Annotated in this window: 13 protein-coding genes, 1 tRNA gene and 1 pseudogene; 3 read left to right on the top strand and 12 right to left on the bottom strand. The window is 71.9% G+C overall.

Annotation, left to right across the window (positions count from 1 at the left end):
- Nucleotides 1-142: 142 nt before the first annotated feature.
- Complete coding sequence (locus BN2279_RS13515) at nt 143-649, top strand: PaaI family thioesterase (RefSeq protein ID WP_059009241.1); 507 nt, start codon at nt 143-145, stop codon at nt 647-649.
- Nucleotide 650: 1 nt separating this feature from the next.
- Here the strand turns inward: BN2279_RS13515 and BN2279_RS13510 are convergent, their stop codons facing one another.
- The 6 genes from BN2279_RS13510 to BN2279_RS13485 all read right to left on the bottom strand — a co-directional run bounded on the left by BN2279_RS13510 (nt 651) and on the right by BN2279_RS13485 (nt 6884).
- On the bottom strand, nt 651-1409 hold the full coding sequence (locus BN2279_RS13510; protein ID WP_059009658.1) for an ABC transporter ATP-binding protein: 759 nt from the start codon (nt 1407-1409) through the stop codon (nt 651-653).
- 11 nt (nt 1410-1420) lie between these two features.
- Entirely contained in the window at nt 1421-2344 is a 924-nt protein-coding gene (locus BN2279_RS13505; protein ID WP_059009240.1) for an ABC transporter ATP-binding protein, read from the bottom strand.
- Nucleotides 2341-3726 carry a branched-chain amino acid ABC transporter permease gene (locus BN2279_RS13500; protein WP_059009238.1) on the bottom strand — a complete coding sequence of 462 codons (1386 nt, stop codon included), beginning with the start codon at nt 3724-3726 and terminating at the stop codon, nt 2341-2343. Before BN2279_RS13500 ends, BN2279_RS13505 begins: the two co-directional genes overlap by 4 nt.
- Entirely contained in the window at nt 3723-4646 is a 924-nt protein-coding gene (locus BN2279_RS13495; RefSeq protein WP_059009236.1) for a branched-chain amino acid ABC transporter permease, read from the bottom strand. Before BN2279_RS13495 ends, BN2279_RS13500 begins: the two co-directional genes overlap by 4 nt.
- A gap of 98 nt (nt 4647-4744) precedes the next feature.
- Nucleotides 4745-5875 (bottom strand): branched-chain amino acid ABC transporter substrate-binding protein, encoded by a 1131-nt coding sequence (locus tag BN2279_RS13490; RefSeq protein WP_324612834.1) that lies wholly within the window; start codon nt 5873-5875, stop codon nt 4745-4747.
- A 331-nt stretch (nt 5876-6206) separates the two neighbouring features.
- Entirely contained in the window at nt 6207-6884 is a 678-nt protein-coding gene (locus BN2279_RS13485; RefSeq protein WP_059009232.1) for an ANTAR domain-containing response regulator, read from the bottom strand.
- A 93-nt stretch (nt 6885-6977) separates the two neighbouring features.
- Here BN2279_RS13485 and BN2279_RS13480 point away from each other — a divergent pair.
- Nucleotides 6978-7060: transfer RNA gene (locus tag BN2279_RS13480), tRNA-Leu, on the top strand.
- Nucleotides 7061-7149: 89 nt separating this feature from the next.
- Here the strand turns inward: BN2279_RS13480 and pyk are convergent.
- Both pyk and BN2279_RS13470 read right to left on the bottom strand, forming a co-directional pair.
- Nucleotides 7150-8583, bottom strand: coding sequence for a pyruvate kinase (pyk, locus tag BN2279_RS13475; RefSeq protein WP_059009230.1), 1434 nt, complete (start codon nt 8581-8583; stop codon nt 7150-7152).
- Between the two features lie 209 nt (nt 8584-8792).
- Nucleotides 8793-9170 (bottom strand): winged helix-turn-helix transcriptional regulator, encoded by a 378-nt coding sequence (locus BN2279_RS13470; protein WP_059009229.1) that lies wholly within the window; start codon nt 9168-9170, stop codon nt 8793-8795.
- Between the two features lie 82 nt (nt 9171-9252).
- Here BN2279_RS13470 and BN2279_RS13465 point away from each other — a divergent pair, with 82 nt between their 5' ends.
- Nucleotides 9253-9900 carry an NAD(P)-dependent oxidoreductase gene (locus tag BN2279_RS13465; protein WP_059009227.1) on the top strand — a complete coding sequence of 216 codons (648 nt, stop codon included), beginning with the start codon at nt 9253-9255 and terminating at the stop codon, nt 9898-9900.
- Here BN2279_RS13465 and pepN read toward each other — a convergent pair.
- The 4 genes and pseudogenes from pepN to BN2279_RS13445 form a co-directional block, all read right to left on the bottom strand.
- Nucleotides 9890-12470: pseudogene (gene pepN, locus BN2279_RS13460) on the bottom strand (aminopeptidase N). The gene BN2279_RS13465 and the pseudogene pepN sit on opposite strands and share 11 nt — an antisense overlap.
- Nucleotides 12471-12529: 59 nt before the next feature.
- Nucleotides 12530-12853, bottom strand: coding sequence for a chorismate mutase (locus BN2279_RS13455; RefSeq protein WP_059009225.1), 324 nt, complete (start codon nt 12851-12853; stop codon nt 12530-12532).
- Nucleotides 12854-12973: 120 nt separating this feature from the next.
- On the bottom strand, nt 12974-13360 hold the full coding sequence (locus BN2279_RS13450; protein WP_059009223.1) for a hypothetical protein: 387 nt from the start codon (nt 13358-13360) through the stop codon (nt 12974-12976).
- Nucleotides 13361-13437: 77 nt separating this feature from the next.
- A complete protein-coding gene (locus tag BN2279_RS13445; protein ID WP_059009221.1) occupies nt 13438-15393 on the bottom strand; it encodes a caspase, EACC1-associated type in 1956 nt (651 codons plus the stop codon).
- Between the last annotated feature and the right edge of the window lie 110 nt (nt 15394-15503).

The following is a 15503-nucleotide window of genomic DNA, read 5'->3' as shown; positions in this document are numbered from 1 at the left end:
CCGATCCTCCCACGGACCACTGACACTCCCCGCCCGGTGAGCGGAGCCGCCCGACGCGTCCGCCGGCGGGCGGGTCGCTGGTGATCCGGCTCACCCCGGTGACCGGGCCCGGTCCGTGATCAAACCTGATAGAACGCTGCCCATGGGAGAGTCAACGGCCACGCGTTTTCCGGCAGACATCATCGACCAGTGGGCAGGACTCGGCATCGACCTGCACGCGCTGTTCTCCGCCGGTGTGCTGGGGGAACGCATGGGTCTGCGCATCCTGGAGGCGTCCCCGGAGCGGGTCGTCGGGACGCTGCCGGTCGAGGGCAACACCCAGCCGTACGGGCTGCTGCACGGCGGCGCGTCCGCGGTGCTGGCGGAGACGCTGGCGTCGGTGGGCGCGATGCTGCACGCCGGGCCGAACAAGATGGTCGTGGGCGTGGATCTGAGCTGCACGCACCACCGGGGGGTGCGTTCGGGCGTCGTCACCGGGGTCGCGACGCCGGCGTACACGGGGCGGACCGCCGCCACGTACGAGATCGTCATCACCGACGAGCGGGACAAGCGGGTGTGCACGGCGCGGCTGACGTGCGCGCTGCGGCCCGCCGCCCAGCAGGGGCAGGCCCCCGACCAGGCGGCGGACCCGGCTCCGCCCGCCGCGTGACCTACTCGGGGACCTCGCCGAGGTAGGCGGCGCGGATCCGGGGGTCGGACAGCAGGGCGGGCGCGGCGTCGGCCATGACCACGGTGCCGGTCTCCAGCACGTAGCCCCGGTCGGCCAGTCGCAGGGCCTGGGAGGCGTTCTGCTCGACGAGCAGGAGCGTGGTGCCCTGGGCGTTGATCTCCTTGAGGATCTCGAAGATCTGCCGCACGATCAGCGGCGCGAGTCCCATGGAGGGCTCGTCCAGCAGCAGCAGTTCGGGCTTGCCCATCAGCGCCCGGCCGATGGCCAGCATCTGCTGCTCGCCGCCCGACAGGGTGCCGCTGACCTGCTTGCGCCGCCGCGCGAGCACCGGGAAGAGGCTGAACACCCGGTCCAGGTCGTCGGGGTCGGGGCGGCGCAGCCGGTACGCGCCCATCCGCAGGTTCTCCAGCACGGACATCCGGGCGAAGACCCGCCGCCCCTCGGGGACATGGCCGATGCCGAAGTGGACCAGTTCGTGCGACTTGATGCCGTCCACGCGCTCGCCGCGCAGCAGGACTTCGCCCGTGCGCGGCGCGAGCATCCCCGAAGCGGCCTTGAGGGTGGTCGACTTGCCGGCGCCGTTGGCGCCGAGCAGGGCGACCACCTCGCCCTCCGCGACGGTCAGGCTGATGCCCTTCAGCGCCTCGATGGCGCCGTAGCAGACGTGCAGGTCGCGCAGTTCGAGCAGTGCCCCGGCCGCGCCCGCCGCCTCCGGGGCCGGCCCGGTGTCCTTCTCCAGTCCGACGCCGCTCACGGCCGTTCCTCCTTCTCCGGCGACTTCTCCGGCGGACTCCCGGCGGACGGACCGGCGGACGGCCCGGCGTCGGTCTGTTCGGCGACCATGTCCGCGACCGCGGCCCGGTCCTCCTCGGCGGAGGCGCCGAGGTACGCCTCGATCACGGCCGCGTCCCGCTGGACCTGTGCCGGGGTGCCCTCGGCGATCTTCCTGCCGAAGTTCAGCACCACCACGCGGTCCGCGACCGACATCACCAGCTTCATGTCGTGCTCGATCAGCAGCACGCTCACGCCCAGTTCGGCGTTGATCCGCCGGATCAGGTGCTCCAGGTCCCGTTTCTCCGTCGGGTTGGTGCCCGCCGCCGGTTCGTCCAGGAGCAGCAGCTCCGGGTCGGTGGCCAGCGCCCGCGCGATCTCCAGACGCCGCTGCTCGCCGTAACTCAGCGACGACGCCAGCTCGTTGATCCGCTCTTCCAGGCCGACGAACGACAGCACCCGGTGGGCCTTCTCGTCGCCGGCCCGCTCGTCGCGGCGGGCGTTGGGCAGGCCGAGCATGATGGAGATCGCGTCCGTCCGCTGCCGGGTCTCGGCGGCGATCTTCACGTTCTCCAGCACGGTCAGCGCGCCGAACAGGCGGATGTTCTGGAACGTCCTGGCCACGCCGAGACGGCTCACCCGGTACGGCTTCCGGCCGCGCAGCTCGTGGGCGCCGCCGGTGCGCGAACGGAAGGTGATCGTCCCCTCCTGCGGCACGTACGCGCCGGTCAGGGAGTTGAACAGGGACGTTTTGCCCGCGCCGTTGGGGCCGATGACCGCCAGGATCTCGCCGCGGCCCATCCGCAGGGCCACGTCGTCCAGGCTGGTCAGGCCGCCGAAGCGCAGGGTGACGCCCGACGCGTCGAGCACGTCGTCGTCCGTCGTCGTCGCCTTCGCCGTCATCCCCGCTCACCTCCCGGCCGCGCGCCCAGCGCGTCCGCGCCCGAGACGCCTTCCCCGGCCATCCTCAGCTCCCGCTGCCGGCGCCGCGAGGGCAACAGGCCCTGCGGCCGGTAGATCATCATGATCACCAGCAGCGCGCCCAGATACATGTACCGGTCCTGGGGGTCCACCCGGTCCCGGAGGAACTGCGGCAGCCACACCAGGAACGCCGTGCCGACCAGCACGCCCGGGACGGAGCCCATGCCGCCGAACACGACGTACGACAGCGCCAGGATCGAGAAGAGCACCACGAACTGCTCGGGGTTCACGAACGCCTGCTTGCTGGCGTAGATCACCCCGGCGACGCCGGAGGTGGACGCGCCGATCGCGAACGCCAGCAGCTTGAACCGCACGGTGTTCACGCCCGTCGCCGCCGCGGCGACCTCGTCCTCGCGGATCGCGGTCCAGGCCCGGCCGACGCGCGAGTGCTCCAGCCGCAGGAAGAGGACGATGATCACCACGACGAAACCGAGCTGGATCCAGTAGTACGGCACCGGGTCCAGCGTCCAGTCGTACGACCAGAACCCGAGGTCGAGCGAGAAGCGGTCCAGGCCGTTGGCGCCGCGCGTGCCGCCGGTGAACTCGGCGTAGTTCTTGGCGACGAGGTAGACGATCTCGTGGAACCCCAGCGTCACGATGGCGAGATAGTCGCCGCGCAGCCGCAGCGTCGGCGCGCCCAGCAGGACGCCCGCGACCAGGCAGGTGACCACGGCCACCGGGATGACCAGGAAGTTGTTCAGCTCCACGGGCGGCTCGACGGGCAGGCCGCCGGTCCAGTACGCGGAGCTGTAGGCGCCGATCGCGAAGAACGCGATGAAGCCCAGGTCCAGCATGCCCGCCCACCCGATGACGACGTTCAGGCCGACGGCGAGCATGACGTACACGCCGATCTGGTCGACCAGCACCTGCTGCCAGAACGTCGTCACGGTCAGCGGCAGGACGATCAGCACCAGGAGCAGCGCGCCGAGCGCGCCCCACCGGTACCCGCGCCGCCCGAACAGCCGCCCCGACGTGGCGCGGACCGTCCGCGCCGGCCCGCCGGCCCGCTCCCGCAGGCGGGAGACGCCGCGTGCCACCGCGTCGTCGAAGAACTCCCGGATCAGCCAGACCGCCACCGCGATGCCGACCCACACGCCGACGCCGCCGCCCTTGAAGTTCTGCTCCAGGGCGTGGAACAGGTCGTTGCGCACGCCCTGTTCGCCGGTGACCTGCGCCATGAGCACGGCGAGCGCGAGCAGCGCGCCCAGCCGGCGCCACCGCGGCTGTTCGTACCACTTGCCCTTGCGGAGCCGGGCCGCCGCGGACAGCGGCGTCCGGGCCGCAGTCGCCGGAACGCCGCTCATGCCGTCCTCCCCACGCGCTCGCCCAGCAGGCCGGTCGGGCGGAACATCAGCACGAGCACCAGCACGGCGAACGCGCCCACGTACCGCCAGGCGTCGCCCCAGATCTCGACGGTGAACGACTCGACCACGCCGAGGGTCAGGCCGCCGAGCATGGCGCCGCGCACATTGCCGATGCCGCCGAGCACCGCCGCGGCGAACGCGGTGATGCCGGGCAGGAAGCCCATCGTGTAGTCGACCTGGAGATTGGTGCCGAACAGGAAACCGGCCACGCCGCCCATCAGGCCGCCGAGCACGAACGTCCGGGACACCACCTTGTCGATGTCCACGCCCATCAGCGCCGCGGCCTCCGGGTCCTGCGCCACCGCCCTGATGCCCGAGCCGAGTTTGGTGCGGTTCACGACCAGGTCGACGGTGAGCAGCATCAGCACACCCGCCAGCACGATGATGAGCTGGGTGACGCTGACGCCGGCGCCGAAGACCTCGAACAGCTTCTTGTTCTCGTACATCGTGGGCATCTTCATCGGGTACCGCCCGAACAGCTTGCCCGCGAGGTTGTAGAGGAAGAACGAGGCGCCGATCGCCGTCAGGAGGAAGACGAGGCGCGGGGCGTTGCGTCTGCGGAGCGGCTGGTAGGCGGCCTTCTCCAGGCCGAACGCGACGGCGCCGCCGAGGACGGCTCCGGCGCCCATGCCGAGCAGGACGTAGCCGGCCGACTGGAGTCCGGTGGGGCCGGCGGCCGGCTCCACGAGGGTCAGGGCGATGACACCGCCGAATCCGCCGGACATGAAGACCTCGCTGTGCGCGAAGTTCAGGAGCTGGAGCACGCCGTAGACGAGGGTGTAGCCGATGGCGATGACGGCGTAGAGCGAGCCGAGCACCACACCCAGGACGAGTACGTCCCAGATATCGGAAAGGGACATGGACTGACTCCCTTGGGGGAACGAGGGCGGGCCGGGGCCTGGTCCGGCGGGGGCTTTCGACGGGTCGCGCTCCGCCCCCGCCGGACCGGGACCGTCCGTCAGCCGATCAGCTCTTCGGTGCCACCCAGGTAGCCGATGACGCCGTCGGTGACCTGGTAGAAGAAGACCGCCTCGTTGGTGAACTCACCGGCGTCGTCGAAGGAGAACGACTTGGTGAGGCCCTGGTACTCGACCCCGGCGAGCGCCTGGTACAGCTCCTCGCGGCTGGGGTCACCGCCGAGTCCGGCGATCTGCTCGATGATCATGTTGGTGATGTCGTACGCCTCCGCCGAGTAGGTGCCCGGCGCCAGGCCGAACTCCGCCTCGTAGCGCTCGGCGAAGTCGGCGAGCCCCGGCTCCTCGGTCGCGTCGGTGCACGGGCAGGTGAGGTACCAGCCCTCGGTCGCGTCGCCGCCGAGGTTGACCAGTTCCTCGTCCTTGGAGCCGTCGCCGGAGATCCCGATGCCGTCGAAGCCGGCCTCGTCGAGACGGGTGGTGAACGGGCCGAGGGCCTCGTAGTAACCCGCGTAGATCAAGGCGTCCACACCGGATTCCACGACGCCGCGGGCGGCGTTGCCGTAGTCGACGGTCTCCTGCGGGACGTGCTGGCGCTGGACGTCGAGACCGGCCTCCTCCAGGCTCGCCACGGCGACATCGGAGAGGCCCTCGCCGTACGGGGTCACGTCGTCGATCACCATCACGCTGTCCACGCCGTCCTGGGCGGCGAGGAAGTCCGCCATCGCGGCGCCCTGGGCGTTGTCGTTGGGCACGGCGCGCAGGAAGGTGCCGAACTCCTGCTCGGTGAGCGTGGGGTTGGTCGCGGAGGGCGTGACCGCGGCGAGTCCGGCCTGGCCGTAGAGCGGGGCGGAGATCTCGGTGGGACCGGAGAAGGCGGGACCGACGACCGCCACCACGTCCGTGTCGTCGATGGCGCTCTGCGCCGCGGCCGTGGCCTCGGTCTCCGAACCCTGGTCGTCCGCCGCGAAATACTCCAGCTCGAAATCGTAATCACCGGACGCATTGGCCTCGTTGATCGCGAGCTGGACGCCGCGTTCCATGTTCTCCCCCAGGCCGACATTCTGGCCGGAAAGGGGGCCTTGATAAGCGATCTTGATGGTCGAACCACCGTCGTCACTACTGCAACCGGTGAGCAACAGGCCGCCGACCGCGACGGGTATCGCGAGCCTCACGATGTTTTTGTTGGGCACTTCGAGAACCCCCTGGAGCGAGCCAGACGTGTCGTCACCGCACAGCTCCTATGTGCATACGGCACACCGGTGCGGCGTGCAGCGGAATCTATTGCCAGAGGAGCTGCTCGAACACACCGCCGCGACAGATGTGATCGCCTCGTGACCTCCGGTACACGCCGGTAACAGAACATGGGGCACCGGTGAGCGGACGATCCGGACAAGACCCGCTCATCCCGGACCCCGGGCCCTCCGCACAAGCAAAGCGCGCCCGGACACATGTCCCGGGCGCGCTCCGGCGGCTCGCGCGCCGTCGGGCGCGCGGCTTCCGTCGTTACTTCTGCTGTTGTTTCTGGCGCTTTTCCTCGGCGTCCTGGATCACGGCCTCGGCGACCTGGTGCATGGACAGGCGGCGGTCCATCGAGGTCTTCTGGATCCACCGGAAGGCGGCGGGCTCGTTGAGGCCGTACTGCGTTTGCAGGATGCTCTTGGCGCGGTCCACGAGCTTGCGGGTCTCCAGCCGCTGGGCGAGATCCGCGACTTCCTGGGTGAGGGTCTTCAGCTCGTTGAAACGGGAGACGGCGATCTCGATGGCGGGGACCACGTCGCTCTTGCTGAAGGGCTTCACCAGATAGGCCATGGCGCCCGCGTCCCGGGCGCGCTCGACGAGATCGCGCTGGGAGAAGGCGGTCAGCATCAGGACGGGCGCGATGGTCTCGCCGGCGATCTTCTCGGCGGCGGAGATGCCGTCCATGACGGGCATCTTCACATCGAGGATCACCAGGTCGGGAGTGAGTTCACGGGCCAGCTCGACGGCGCGCTGGCCGTCGCCCGCCTCCCCGACGACGGTGTACCCCTCCTCTTCGAGCATCTCCTTGAGGTCGAGACGGATGAGGGCCTCGTCCTCGGCGATGACGACACGGGTGACGGTGGGCGGGACATGAGCGATGTCCGCCGCGCCGGAGGGTTCCGCCGGCGCGGTGGGCTCGTCGGGGACGTCGGGGGTGCTCACGATGCTCCTGTCGTTTCTGCCAGGTGGGGGCATCAATGAGAGTACTAGTCACCACCACCGGGGAAGCCGCTAGACTGACCGGGCGCCGCCGGAGCCGGGTTGGTGGAACGGCATACACGGAGGTCTCAAACACCTCTGCCCGTGAGGGCTTGCGGGTTCGAATCCCGCACCCGGCACTTTCTGTTCATTCGGGGGCTTTTGCCCCGACCGGGGCGCCGACCGGTGCGCCGCCCCTGTGACGATGCGCACAGAGCGGCCCCCGGGCTCAGCGGGGCCCGTCGTCCTCGCCGACGTGGTGGACGCGCACCAGGTTCGTCGTGCCGGGCGTGGAGGGCGGCGAGCCGGCCGTCATCACCACGAGTTCGCCCCGCAGACAGCGGCCGAGTCCCAGCAACTGCTCGTCCATCTGGGCCACCATCTCGTCGGTGGTCCGGACGGTCGGCGCCAGGTGGCTCTCCACGCCCCAGGTCAGCGTGAGCTGCGCGTGGGTCGCCGGGTCGGGCGTGAACGCGACGACCGGGATCGGCGAGCGGTACCGGGAGAGGCGGCGGGCGGTGTCGCCGCTCTGGGTGAAGGCGACCAGCAGCCGGGCCCCGAGGAAGTCCCCGATCTCGGCGGCGGCGCGGGCCACGGCGCCGCCCTGGGTGCGGGGCTTGCCGCTCTCGGTGAGCGGCGTCAGGCCGCGGGCGAGGATCTCCTCCTCGGCCGCGACGACGATGCGGCTCATCGTGCGGACGGTCTCCAGCGGGTAGCGGCCGACGCTGGTCTCGCCGGAGAGCATCACGGCGTCGGTGCCGTCGAGCACGGCGTTGGCGACATCGGACGCCTCGGCGCGGGTGGGCCGGGAGGACTCGATCATCGAGTCCAGCATCTGGGTGGCGACGATGACCGGCTTGGCGTTGCGCTTGGCGAGCTGGATGGCGCGCTTCTGCACCATCGGCACGTCCTCCAGGGGGACTTCGACGCCCAGGTCGCCGCGCGCGACCATGATGCCGTCGAAGGCGTCCACGATGCTCTGGAGGTTCGCCACCGCCTGGGGCTTCTCGACCTTGGCGATGACCGGCAGGAAGCGGCCCTCCTCGGCCATGACGCGGTGGACGTCCTTGATGTCGTCGCCGCTGCGGACGAAGGACAGCGCGATCACGTCCACCCCGGTGCGCAGGGCCCAGCGCAGGTCGTCGATGTCCTTGGTGGACAGGGCGGGGACGGAGACGGCCACGCCGGGGAGGTTGAGTCCCTTGTTGTCGGAGACCAGGCCGCCTTCGACGACGCGGGTGCGGACGTCGGAGCCCTCGACGGCGACGACCTCCAGGGCCACGCGGCCGTCGTCCACGAGGATGCGCTCACCGGGGGACACGTCGGCGGGCAGGCCCGCGTACGTGGTGCCGCAGCGATTGTGGTCACCGGCGACTTCGTCGGTGGTGATGACGAATTCGTCACCGTTTTCGAGCAGGACCGGGCCTTCGCGGAACGTGCCGAGCCGGATCTTCGGCCCCTGGAGGTCGGCCAGAATTCCGACGCTCCGCCCCATTTCCCGGGCGGCGCGGCGCACACGCCGGTACCGCGACTCGTGGTCGGCGTGGCCGCCATGGCTCAGATTGAGCCGCGCCACGTCCATACCCGCCTCGACCAGCGCTGCGATGCGCTCGTATGAGTCGGTGGCGGGACCAAGTGTGCAAACGATTTTCGCTCGGCGCATACCGACAACCCTAGGAGTTACCAACCAGTAGAGAGATATCGGAAAGCGACCACACGGCGGCCATCTTTTAAAGAGACGTCCACAAGTCGAAAATGAGCGGGGGGCCGCTCTTTTGAGCTTTCCGGGAGCCCCGATAGCGGAGCCGGTGAACCCCTGTGGAGGAGACAGATGCCCGGTCCCGGACGCCCGAAACCGCGACCGCCCGCCGGCTAGGCGCGGCGCGTGCGGGAATCCCAGGTCTCGCGGGCGTCGAGGAGTTCGTCCCAGTGCTCGGCGGACCAGGCGCAGGCGGCGGCGAGGGGGGCGAGCGTGCTGCGGCCCAGCGGCGTCAGGGCGTACTCGACGCGCGGCGCCGGTCCGGCGTGGGCGGTGCGGCTGACCAGGCCGTCGCGTTCCAGTGAACGCAGGGTCCGGGTGAGGACCTTGGGCGTCACGCGGCGCAGCGGGACACGCAGCTCGGAGAAACGCCGGGGGCCGTCCTCCAGACAACGGATGATCAGCGCGGCCCACTTGTCGCCGAACCGGAACGGCAGCAGCCCGGACGGGCACAACTCGTCGAACATGTCCGGTTCCAGCGGTCGCCTCATGCCCCCGAGCCTAACTCCGGCCCTGTCAGGTATCCCTCGGGAAACCGGCCTCCCCGTTACGGTCCGGGCCGGGAGGTAACACATGAGCGAGATCGTGGTGTTCGGAGCGGGCGGCCGGGCCGGCCGGCAGGCCGTCGCGGAGGCGCTGCGGCGCGGGCACGGGGTGACGGCGGTGGTCCGTGACCCCGCGAAGTACGCGGAGTCGGCGCACGAGGGGGCCCGGCTGGTGGCCGGGGACGTCACGGATCCGGCGGGCGTCGCGGCGGCGGTCGCGGGCCGGGACGCGGTGATCCACGCGGCGGCCGTGTACGGCGCGGGCACGGACCCCGGCGCGTTCTTCCCCGGTGCGGCGCGGGCGTTGCTCGCGGGGATCAGGGCGGACGGCGGCACGGCGCGGCTGGTCGTGGTCGGCCTCTCGTCGTTCCTGACGGACGCGTCGGGGGTCCGGCTGATGGACGCGCCCGGCTTTCCCCGGGAGTTCGCGCCCTTCTGCCGGGCCCACGAGGCGGGGCTGACCGTGCTGGCCGAGGAGGGCGGCGACGTGGACTGGGTGTACGCGAGCCCGGCCGGTGACTTCGACCACGGGGGCGGAAGAACCGGCCGGTACCGGGTCGTTGGGCACGGCGACGCGGATGCCCGCGTCTCCTACGCGGACTTCGCCGTCGCCCTGCTCGACGAGGCGGCCGACGCGCCCCGGCATCGCGGGACGCATCTGGCCGTCACCGGCTGATCACCCGCAACGCCCGCCGCAGGTCGTCCAGTTGGTCGGCCAGCACGCGGCGCAGCGCCGGGGTCGGCCCGTCCGGCCCCCCGGCGGCCAGGCATTCCTCACCGAGCCGGAGCGTCTCCGGCTCGGTGAAGCCCCGGGGGAACGCCCACCGGCCGACCGCCATGGCCAGCGAGTGGCCCCGGCGGGCGGCCAGGGCGGTGGCGGCCGGGAAGTACCGGGCGACGTAGGGGGCGAGGACGTCGCGCTGCTCGGGGTGCCAGAAACCTTCGGCCGTGGCGATGAACAGGTAGTTCGACAAGCGGTCCGCCGGGTCGAACATCGCGTTCCAGGCGGCCTCCTTCGCGGCCGGGTCGGGCAGCGCGGCACGGCAGCGGGCCGCGCTCTCCTCGCCCGTGGCGGTGGGGTCGCGGTCGGCCTCCGCCCGGATCTCCGCCTCGGTGGTGGCGCCGAGGACGGCGAGGCGGTGCAGGACGTTCCAGCGCAGCTCGGGGTCCAGGGCCGGGCCGCCGGGCACCGTTCCCGCCTTCCACCAGGCGCGCAGTTCGTCGGGCGCGGTGGCCGAGCCGATGGCGGCGCGGGCGGCGATCAGGCGGCGGGCCGGATCGGTGACGTCGGGGCCGAGCAGGCGCCGGGCGAGCCCGGACAGGGTCTCCAGGGCGGCGGGGCGGCGTTCCGGGGCGAGGAAGAGGTCCGCGATCCGGCCGCGCGCGAAGGCCAGCACGCCCTGGACGATGGCGGTGGACGGCTCGTCCTTCAGGTGACGGGCGGCGGTCTCCAGGTAGGCGGCGGGGTCGAGTTCGCCGTCGCGGACCATGTCGCGGGCCGCGTTCCACACGACGGTGCGGGTGAGGGCGTCGGGCAGCGTGGACAGGGTGCGCCGCGCGGTGTCCCACGAGGCGGGGTCGAGGCGGACCTTGGCGTAGGTGAGGTCGCCGTCGTTGACGACGAGGAGGGCCGGGCGCGGGCCGGGGAAGGCGTGCTCGGTGACCGAGGCGGTGGCGGTGGCGGGCGCGTCGGACGCGGCCAGTTCGATGTCGTGGCGCGCGCCGGGGGTGGCGCGTTCGGCGTCACCGGTGCCGGTCGTTCCGTAGGTGCCCAGGAGCAGCCGGTGGGGGCGGCCTCCGGTGTGGGTCAGGCGCAGGGTCCAGCCGTCGGCGGTGTCCGTGACCTCGGGGGTGAGGGTGTCGGGGCCGCTGGTGCGCAGCCAGGCGTCGGCCCAGGCGGGGACCGGGCGGCCGGAGGCGCGGGCCATGGAGTCGATGAAGTCGGCCAGGGTGGCGTTGCCGAAGCGGTGGCGGGCGAAGTGGTCGTTGATCCCGGCCAGGAAGTCGGCCTCGCCGAGCCAGGTCTGGCTCTTTTATAAACATCTCCGAGCCCACGAGCCAGGGAGAAAACTCGGAGGCCGGCTTTTGCTTGGAAAAAAACGAAAACGCACATTGGCCGTCGAAGTTGAGCCAGGCGGACGCGGTGTCGGGCACGGCGTCGGGGGCGGGGGCGACGGGGTGCGTGGAGGGGCGCTGGTCCGCCTCGTAGCCCCACGCCTTGCGGCTGAGGGCGAACTCCGTCCACGGCCGGTGGCCGGTGGCCTCGGTGAGGACCTGGTAACCCATGTACTCGGCGAAGGACTCGTTGAGCCAGATGTCGTCCCACCAGCGGAGGGTGACCAGGTCGCCGAACCACATGTGGGCCATCTCGTGGGCGATGACGACGCCGCGGGTCTCGCGCTCGGTGTCGGTGACGGCGGAGCGGTACACGAAGTCGTCGCGGAAGGTGACCAGTCCGGGGTTCTCCATGGCGCCCGCGTTGAACTCCGGGACGAACGCCTGGTCGTAGGAGTCGAACGGGTAGGGCTCGTCGAAGATCTCGTGGTACCGGTCGAAGCAGCGGCGGGTGATGTCGAGGATCTCCTCGGCGTCCTTGTCGAGGTGCTCGGCGAGCGAGCGCCGCACATGGATGCCGAACGGGAGGCCCGCGTGCTCGGTGGTCACCGAGTGGTAGGGCCCGGCGGCGACGGCCATCAGGTAGGTGCTGATCGGCGGCGTCGTCGCGCACCGCCAGCGGCCCGGCTCGCCGGCCACGGGGGTGGCGACGCCGTTGGCCAGCACGGTCCAGTCGGCGGGCGCGGTGACGGTGACGTCGAACGCGGCCTTCAGGTCCGGCTGGTCGAACGCGGCGAAGACCCCCGGGGCCTCCGACAGGCAGCACATCGAGTACAGGTAGGTGAGGCCGTCGGCCGGGTCGGTGAAGCGGTGCATGCCCTCGCCGGTGCGGGAGTACGGCATGTCGGCGGTGACGCGCAGCTCGTGGTCGCCCGCGGCCAGCCCGGTCAGCGGCAGCCGACCGTCGGCGAGCGCGGCCGGGTCGAGGGCGCGGCCGTCGAGGGTGACGCCGTGCAGCGCGACGGGCCGCAGCTCGACGAAGGTGTCGCCGCCCTGACGCGCCGAGAAGCGGATGACGGTGGTCGAGGCGAACGTGGCGTCGCCGCGCGTGAAGTCGAGGTCGATCGCGTAGCCCTGGACGTCGAGGAGACGGGCGCGGGCTTCCGCTTCGGGGCGTGTCAGAGGGGGCATGGGGGCCATGGTGCCCCAGAGGCGCGGCGGCGCGCACGCGAGGTGCGCCGCCGGGTGCGTCAGTGCTCGGCGGTGGTGCGGCCGGCGAGGGTCTCGTGGTGCCGGATCACCTCGGCGATGATGAAGTTGAGGAGCTTCGCCGCGAAACCGGGGTCGAGGTTGGCGTTCTCGGCGAGCTGCCGCAGCCGGGCGATCTGCCGCGCCTCGCGGGCGGGGTCGGCGGCCGGGAGGGCGTGTTCGGCCTTCAGACGGCCGACGCGCTGGGTGCACTTGAAGCGTTCGGCGAGCATGTGGACGACGGCGGCGTCGATGTTGTCGATGCTCTCCCGGAGCTGCCTCAGCTCCGTGCGCACTGCGTCGTCAAGGTCGTCGATGCGGGTCATGAGGGTCACCTTATGCCGCGGCCGTGAGCGGCACGCTCCCGCGTTCCGCCGCTGACCGTACGGATCCGGCCGAATCCGTACCGTCGCCCCGGCGGCGTCCGGACGGTCCGGACGGCCCGGTCAGGCGCCGGTGTCCTGACGGGCGAGCCACAGCTCGATCAGCCGCTCCTGCTGCTCCGAGCTGATCCCGGTCACCTTCAGCACGTCGGTGCCGAAGCTGATCTCCACCGACCGGCCCGCGTCGCGGGCCGCCCAGCGGCGGACCGCCGCGACGACCGCGCGCAGCCCGGCGGTGACACCCATCCGGACCAGCAGCCCGCCGGCCACCGCGCCGAGGCCCTTGGCGCCGTCGGGCAGGTCCGCCTCCTCCAGCGGGTCCACGGCCTCGACATCGAGGTCCAGCAGCTCCACCCGCAACCCGCGCGCCTGCTCGGCCAGTTCCTCCGGGTCCGCCTCCGCGTCACCGGCGCCCGTCACCCGCAGTACGACCGACTCCGTCGCGCCCATCGACTTCCCCCTCTGTCGCCGTCCTCGCCGTCATGCCGTCATCGCCGTTCAGGGACCGACCAGTCTTCCACAGCCGGTCAGCGGCGCAGCAGGCGCAGCGTCTCCCCGCGTTCGTTGAAGACCCAGGACGCCCCGGGGTCCAGTTCGATCGCCCGGTCGAGGTCCGCGAGGGCCTCCGTGTAACGGCGCAGCATGCGGAACACGATGCCGCGCTGCGCGAAGAGCCACGCCTCCCCCGACTCCAGCAGGACGGCGCGGTTGAGATTGACCAGCGCCTCGTCCAGGCGGCGGAGCTGACGGAGCGTCAGGCCGCGGCGTCCCCAGGCCGTGTAGTGGTCGGGGTCCAGCTCCAGCGCGTGGTCGAAATCCTTCAGTGCCTGGTCGAACTCCCTGCGCGAGCGCTGGGCCTCGCCCCGCTCGGTGTACAACCACGCGTCCTTCGGGTCCAGTTCGATCGCCCGGTCGGCGTCGGCCAGCGCCTGGTCGTACTGGTGCAGGAAGCGGCGCGTCACGCTCCGCTGGCAGAACAGCCACGCCTCCCCGGACTCGACCGCGATGGCGCGGTCCAGATCGGCCAGCGCCTCCTCGTAACGCCCCAACTGGCGCAGGGCCATGCCCCGCCTGCCGAGCGCGAGGTAGTCCTCCGCGTCCAGCTCCAGCCCGCGGTCGAAGTCCTTCAGCGCCCGGTCGAACTCCCTGCGGTTCCGCATCAGCTCGCCGCGCTCGGTGAACAACCAGCCGTCTTCCGGCCCGAGTTCGATGGCCCGGCCCACGTCCGACAGCGCCTCGTCGTACCGCTGGAGAAGCCGGTACACCACGCTTCGCTGGCCGAACAGCCACGCCTCTCCCGACTCCAGTCCGATGGCGCGGTCCAGATCGACCAGGGCCTCCTCGTAACGCCCCATCTGGCGCAGGACCACGGCCCTGCGGCCGACCGCCGAGTGGTCGTCGGGGTCGAGTTCGACGGCACGGGTGAGGTCGGCGAGCGCCCGTTCGTACGGGCGCGCGTCGTCCGGCCCTTCCTCACCGCCGGGTTCCGCGGGCGCGTCGCTCCCGGGGCCGTCCGGCCGCCAGGTGTCGGGGGCGGCGGCCAGGGCGGCGCGGGCCGCGCGGGCGACGGAGGGGACATCGGTGTCCGCGACCCGGACCAGCGCGAGCCGCGCGGCGAGGGCGCGGGCCGGGTCGTCGTGCAGGAGCCACTCGCCGAGCGCGGTGACGGCACCGGCCCGCACGGCCGGGTGGGGACTCTCCAGGGCGAGGCCGAGCCCGTCGGGCAACTCGGCGGGCACCACCGGGATTCCGGCGGGGTTCCGGGCGAGCCAGATGCTGCCCTCGGCGCCGTAGAGCCAGCGCTGCGGCGTCTGTTCCGCGCCGTGCGCGCCGACGTGCGCGGCGGCGTAGGCGTAGGCGTCCTCGACGGACACCAGGCCGTCGAGGTCGGTGTCGGCGTCGCCGGTGCGCAGCCCCTCGACGAGGCCGGTGGTGAACACCGAGCCCGCGGGGGCGGCGGTGCCCGGGAGGGGCTCTCCCTCGAACGAGTACTCCCCCGCCCGGGAAGCGGTCAGCACCACGCGTCCGCGGCCGTGTCCCACCAGGCGCCGTTCCAGGCCGAGGGCGTCCTCGCCCTTGGCGCCGCCTCGGGCGAACGCGCCGCTGAAACAGCAGTCCAGGACGAGGATCTGGCGCCGGGCGCGGCAGCCGTCGAGGAGGCTCGTCAGCCAGTCCGCCTCCAGGCCGGTGGCCGCCAGCAGGTTCTTGCGGGTGTCGGAGGCGGCGAAGTACAGCCTGCCGCGCCGGTCGAGCACGCCGTGGCAGGACAGATAGACGAGGACCAGGTCGTCGGTGCCGCGGCCGGTGACGAACTCCTCGACGGCGACGCGGAGTCGCTGCACGCCGGGGTCGCGCAGCGAGGTGACGTCGAAGCCGCCGACCCGGGGGTCGCCCAGCACGCCCGCGAGGGCCACCGCGTCCTGGGCGGGGGCGCGCAGCCGGGCCAGCGCGGGGTCGTCATAGGCCGACGTGGCGATGATCAAGGCCGCCCGAGGACCAACGGGCAGCTCGGGAGCCGGTGTTCTGACGGGCAAGCCACACCTCGTAGTCGCTCGCGGGGCCAGTCAGTCTCTCACAGCGGCCGGGCCGGCTC

This window comes from Streptomyces specialis, from assembly GCF_001493375.1.
Taxonomy (GTDB): Bacteria; Actinomycetota; Actinomycetes; order Streptomycetales; family Streptomycetaceae; genus Streptomyces; species Streptomyces specialis.
Note: the sequence above shows the minus strand (reverse complement) of the source record. Positions and strands in the feature narration are given on the sequence as shown.

Bases quoted from the DNA above. Each gene is read 5' to 3' on its own strand.
- BN2279_RS13450 (WP_059009223.1), bottom strand. From the start codon at position 13,360: ATGGGCGCGACGGAGTCGGTCGTACTGCGGGTGACGGGCGCCGGTGAC.
- BN2279_RS13465 (WP_059009227.1), top strand. From the start codon at position 9,253: ATGAGCGAGATCGTGGTGTTCGGAGCGGGCGGCCGGGCCGGCCGGCAG.
- BN2279_RS13500 (WP_059009238.1), bottom strand. From the start codon at position 3,726: ATGAGCGGCGTTCCGGCGACTGCGGCCCGGACGCCGCTGTCCGCGGCG.
- pyk (WP_059009230.1), bottom strand. From the start codon at position 8,583: ATGCGCCGAGCGAAAATCGTTTGCACACTTGGTCCCGCCACCGACTCA.
- BN2279_RS13495 (WP_059009236.1), bottom strand. From the start codon at position 4,646: ATGTCCCTTTCCGATATCTGGGACGTACTCGTCCTGGGTGTGGTGCTC.
- BN2279_RS13505 (WP_059009240.1), bottom strand. From the start codon at position 2,344: ATGACGGCGAAGGCGACGACGACGGACGACGACGTGCTCGACGCGTCG.
- BN2279_RS13515 (WP_059009241.1), top strand. From the start codon at position 143: ATGGGAGAGTCAACGGCCACGCGTTTTCCGGCAGACATCATCGACCAG.
- BN2279_RS13470 (WP_059009229.1), bottom strand. From the start codon at position 9,170: ATGAGGCGACCGCTGGAACCGGACATGTTCGACGAGTTGTGCCCGTCC.
- BN2279_RS13455 (WP_059009225.1), bottom strand. From the start codon at position 12,853: ATGACCCGCATCGACGACCTTGACGACGCAGTGCGCACGGAGCTGAGG.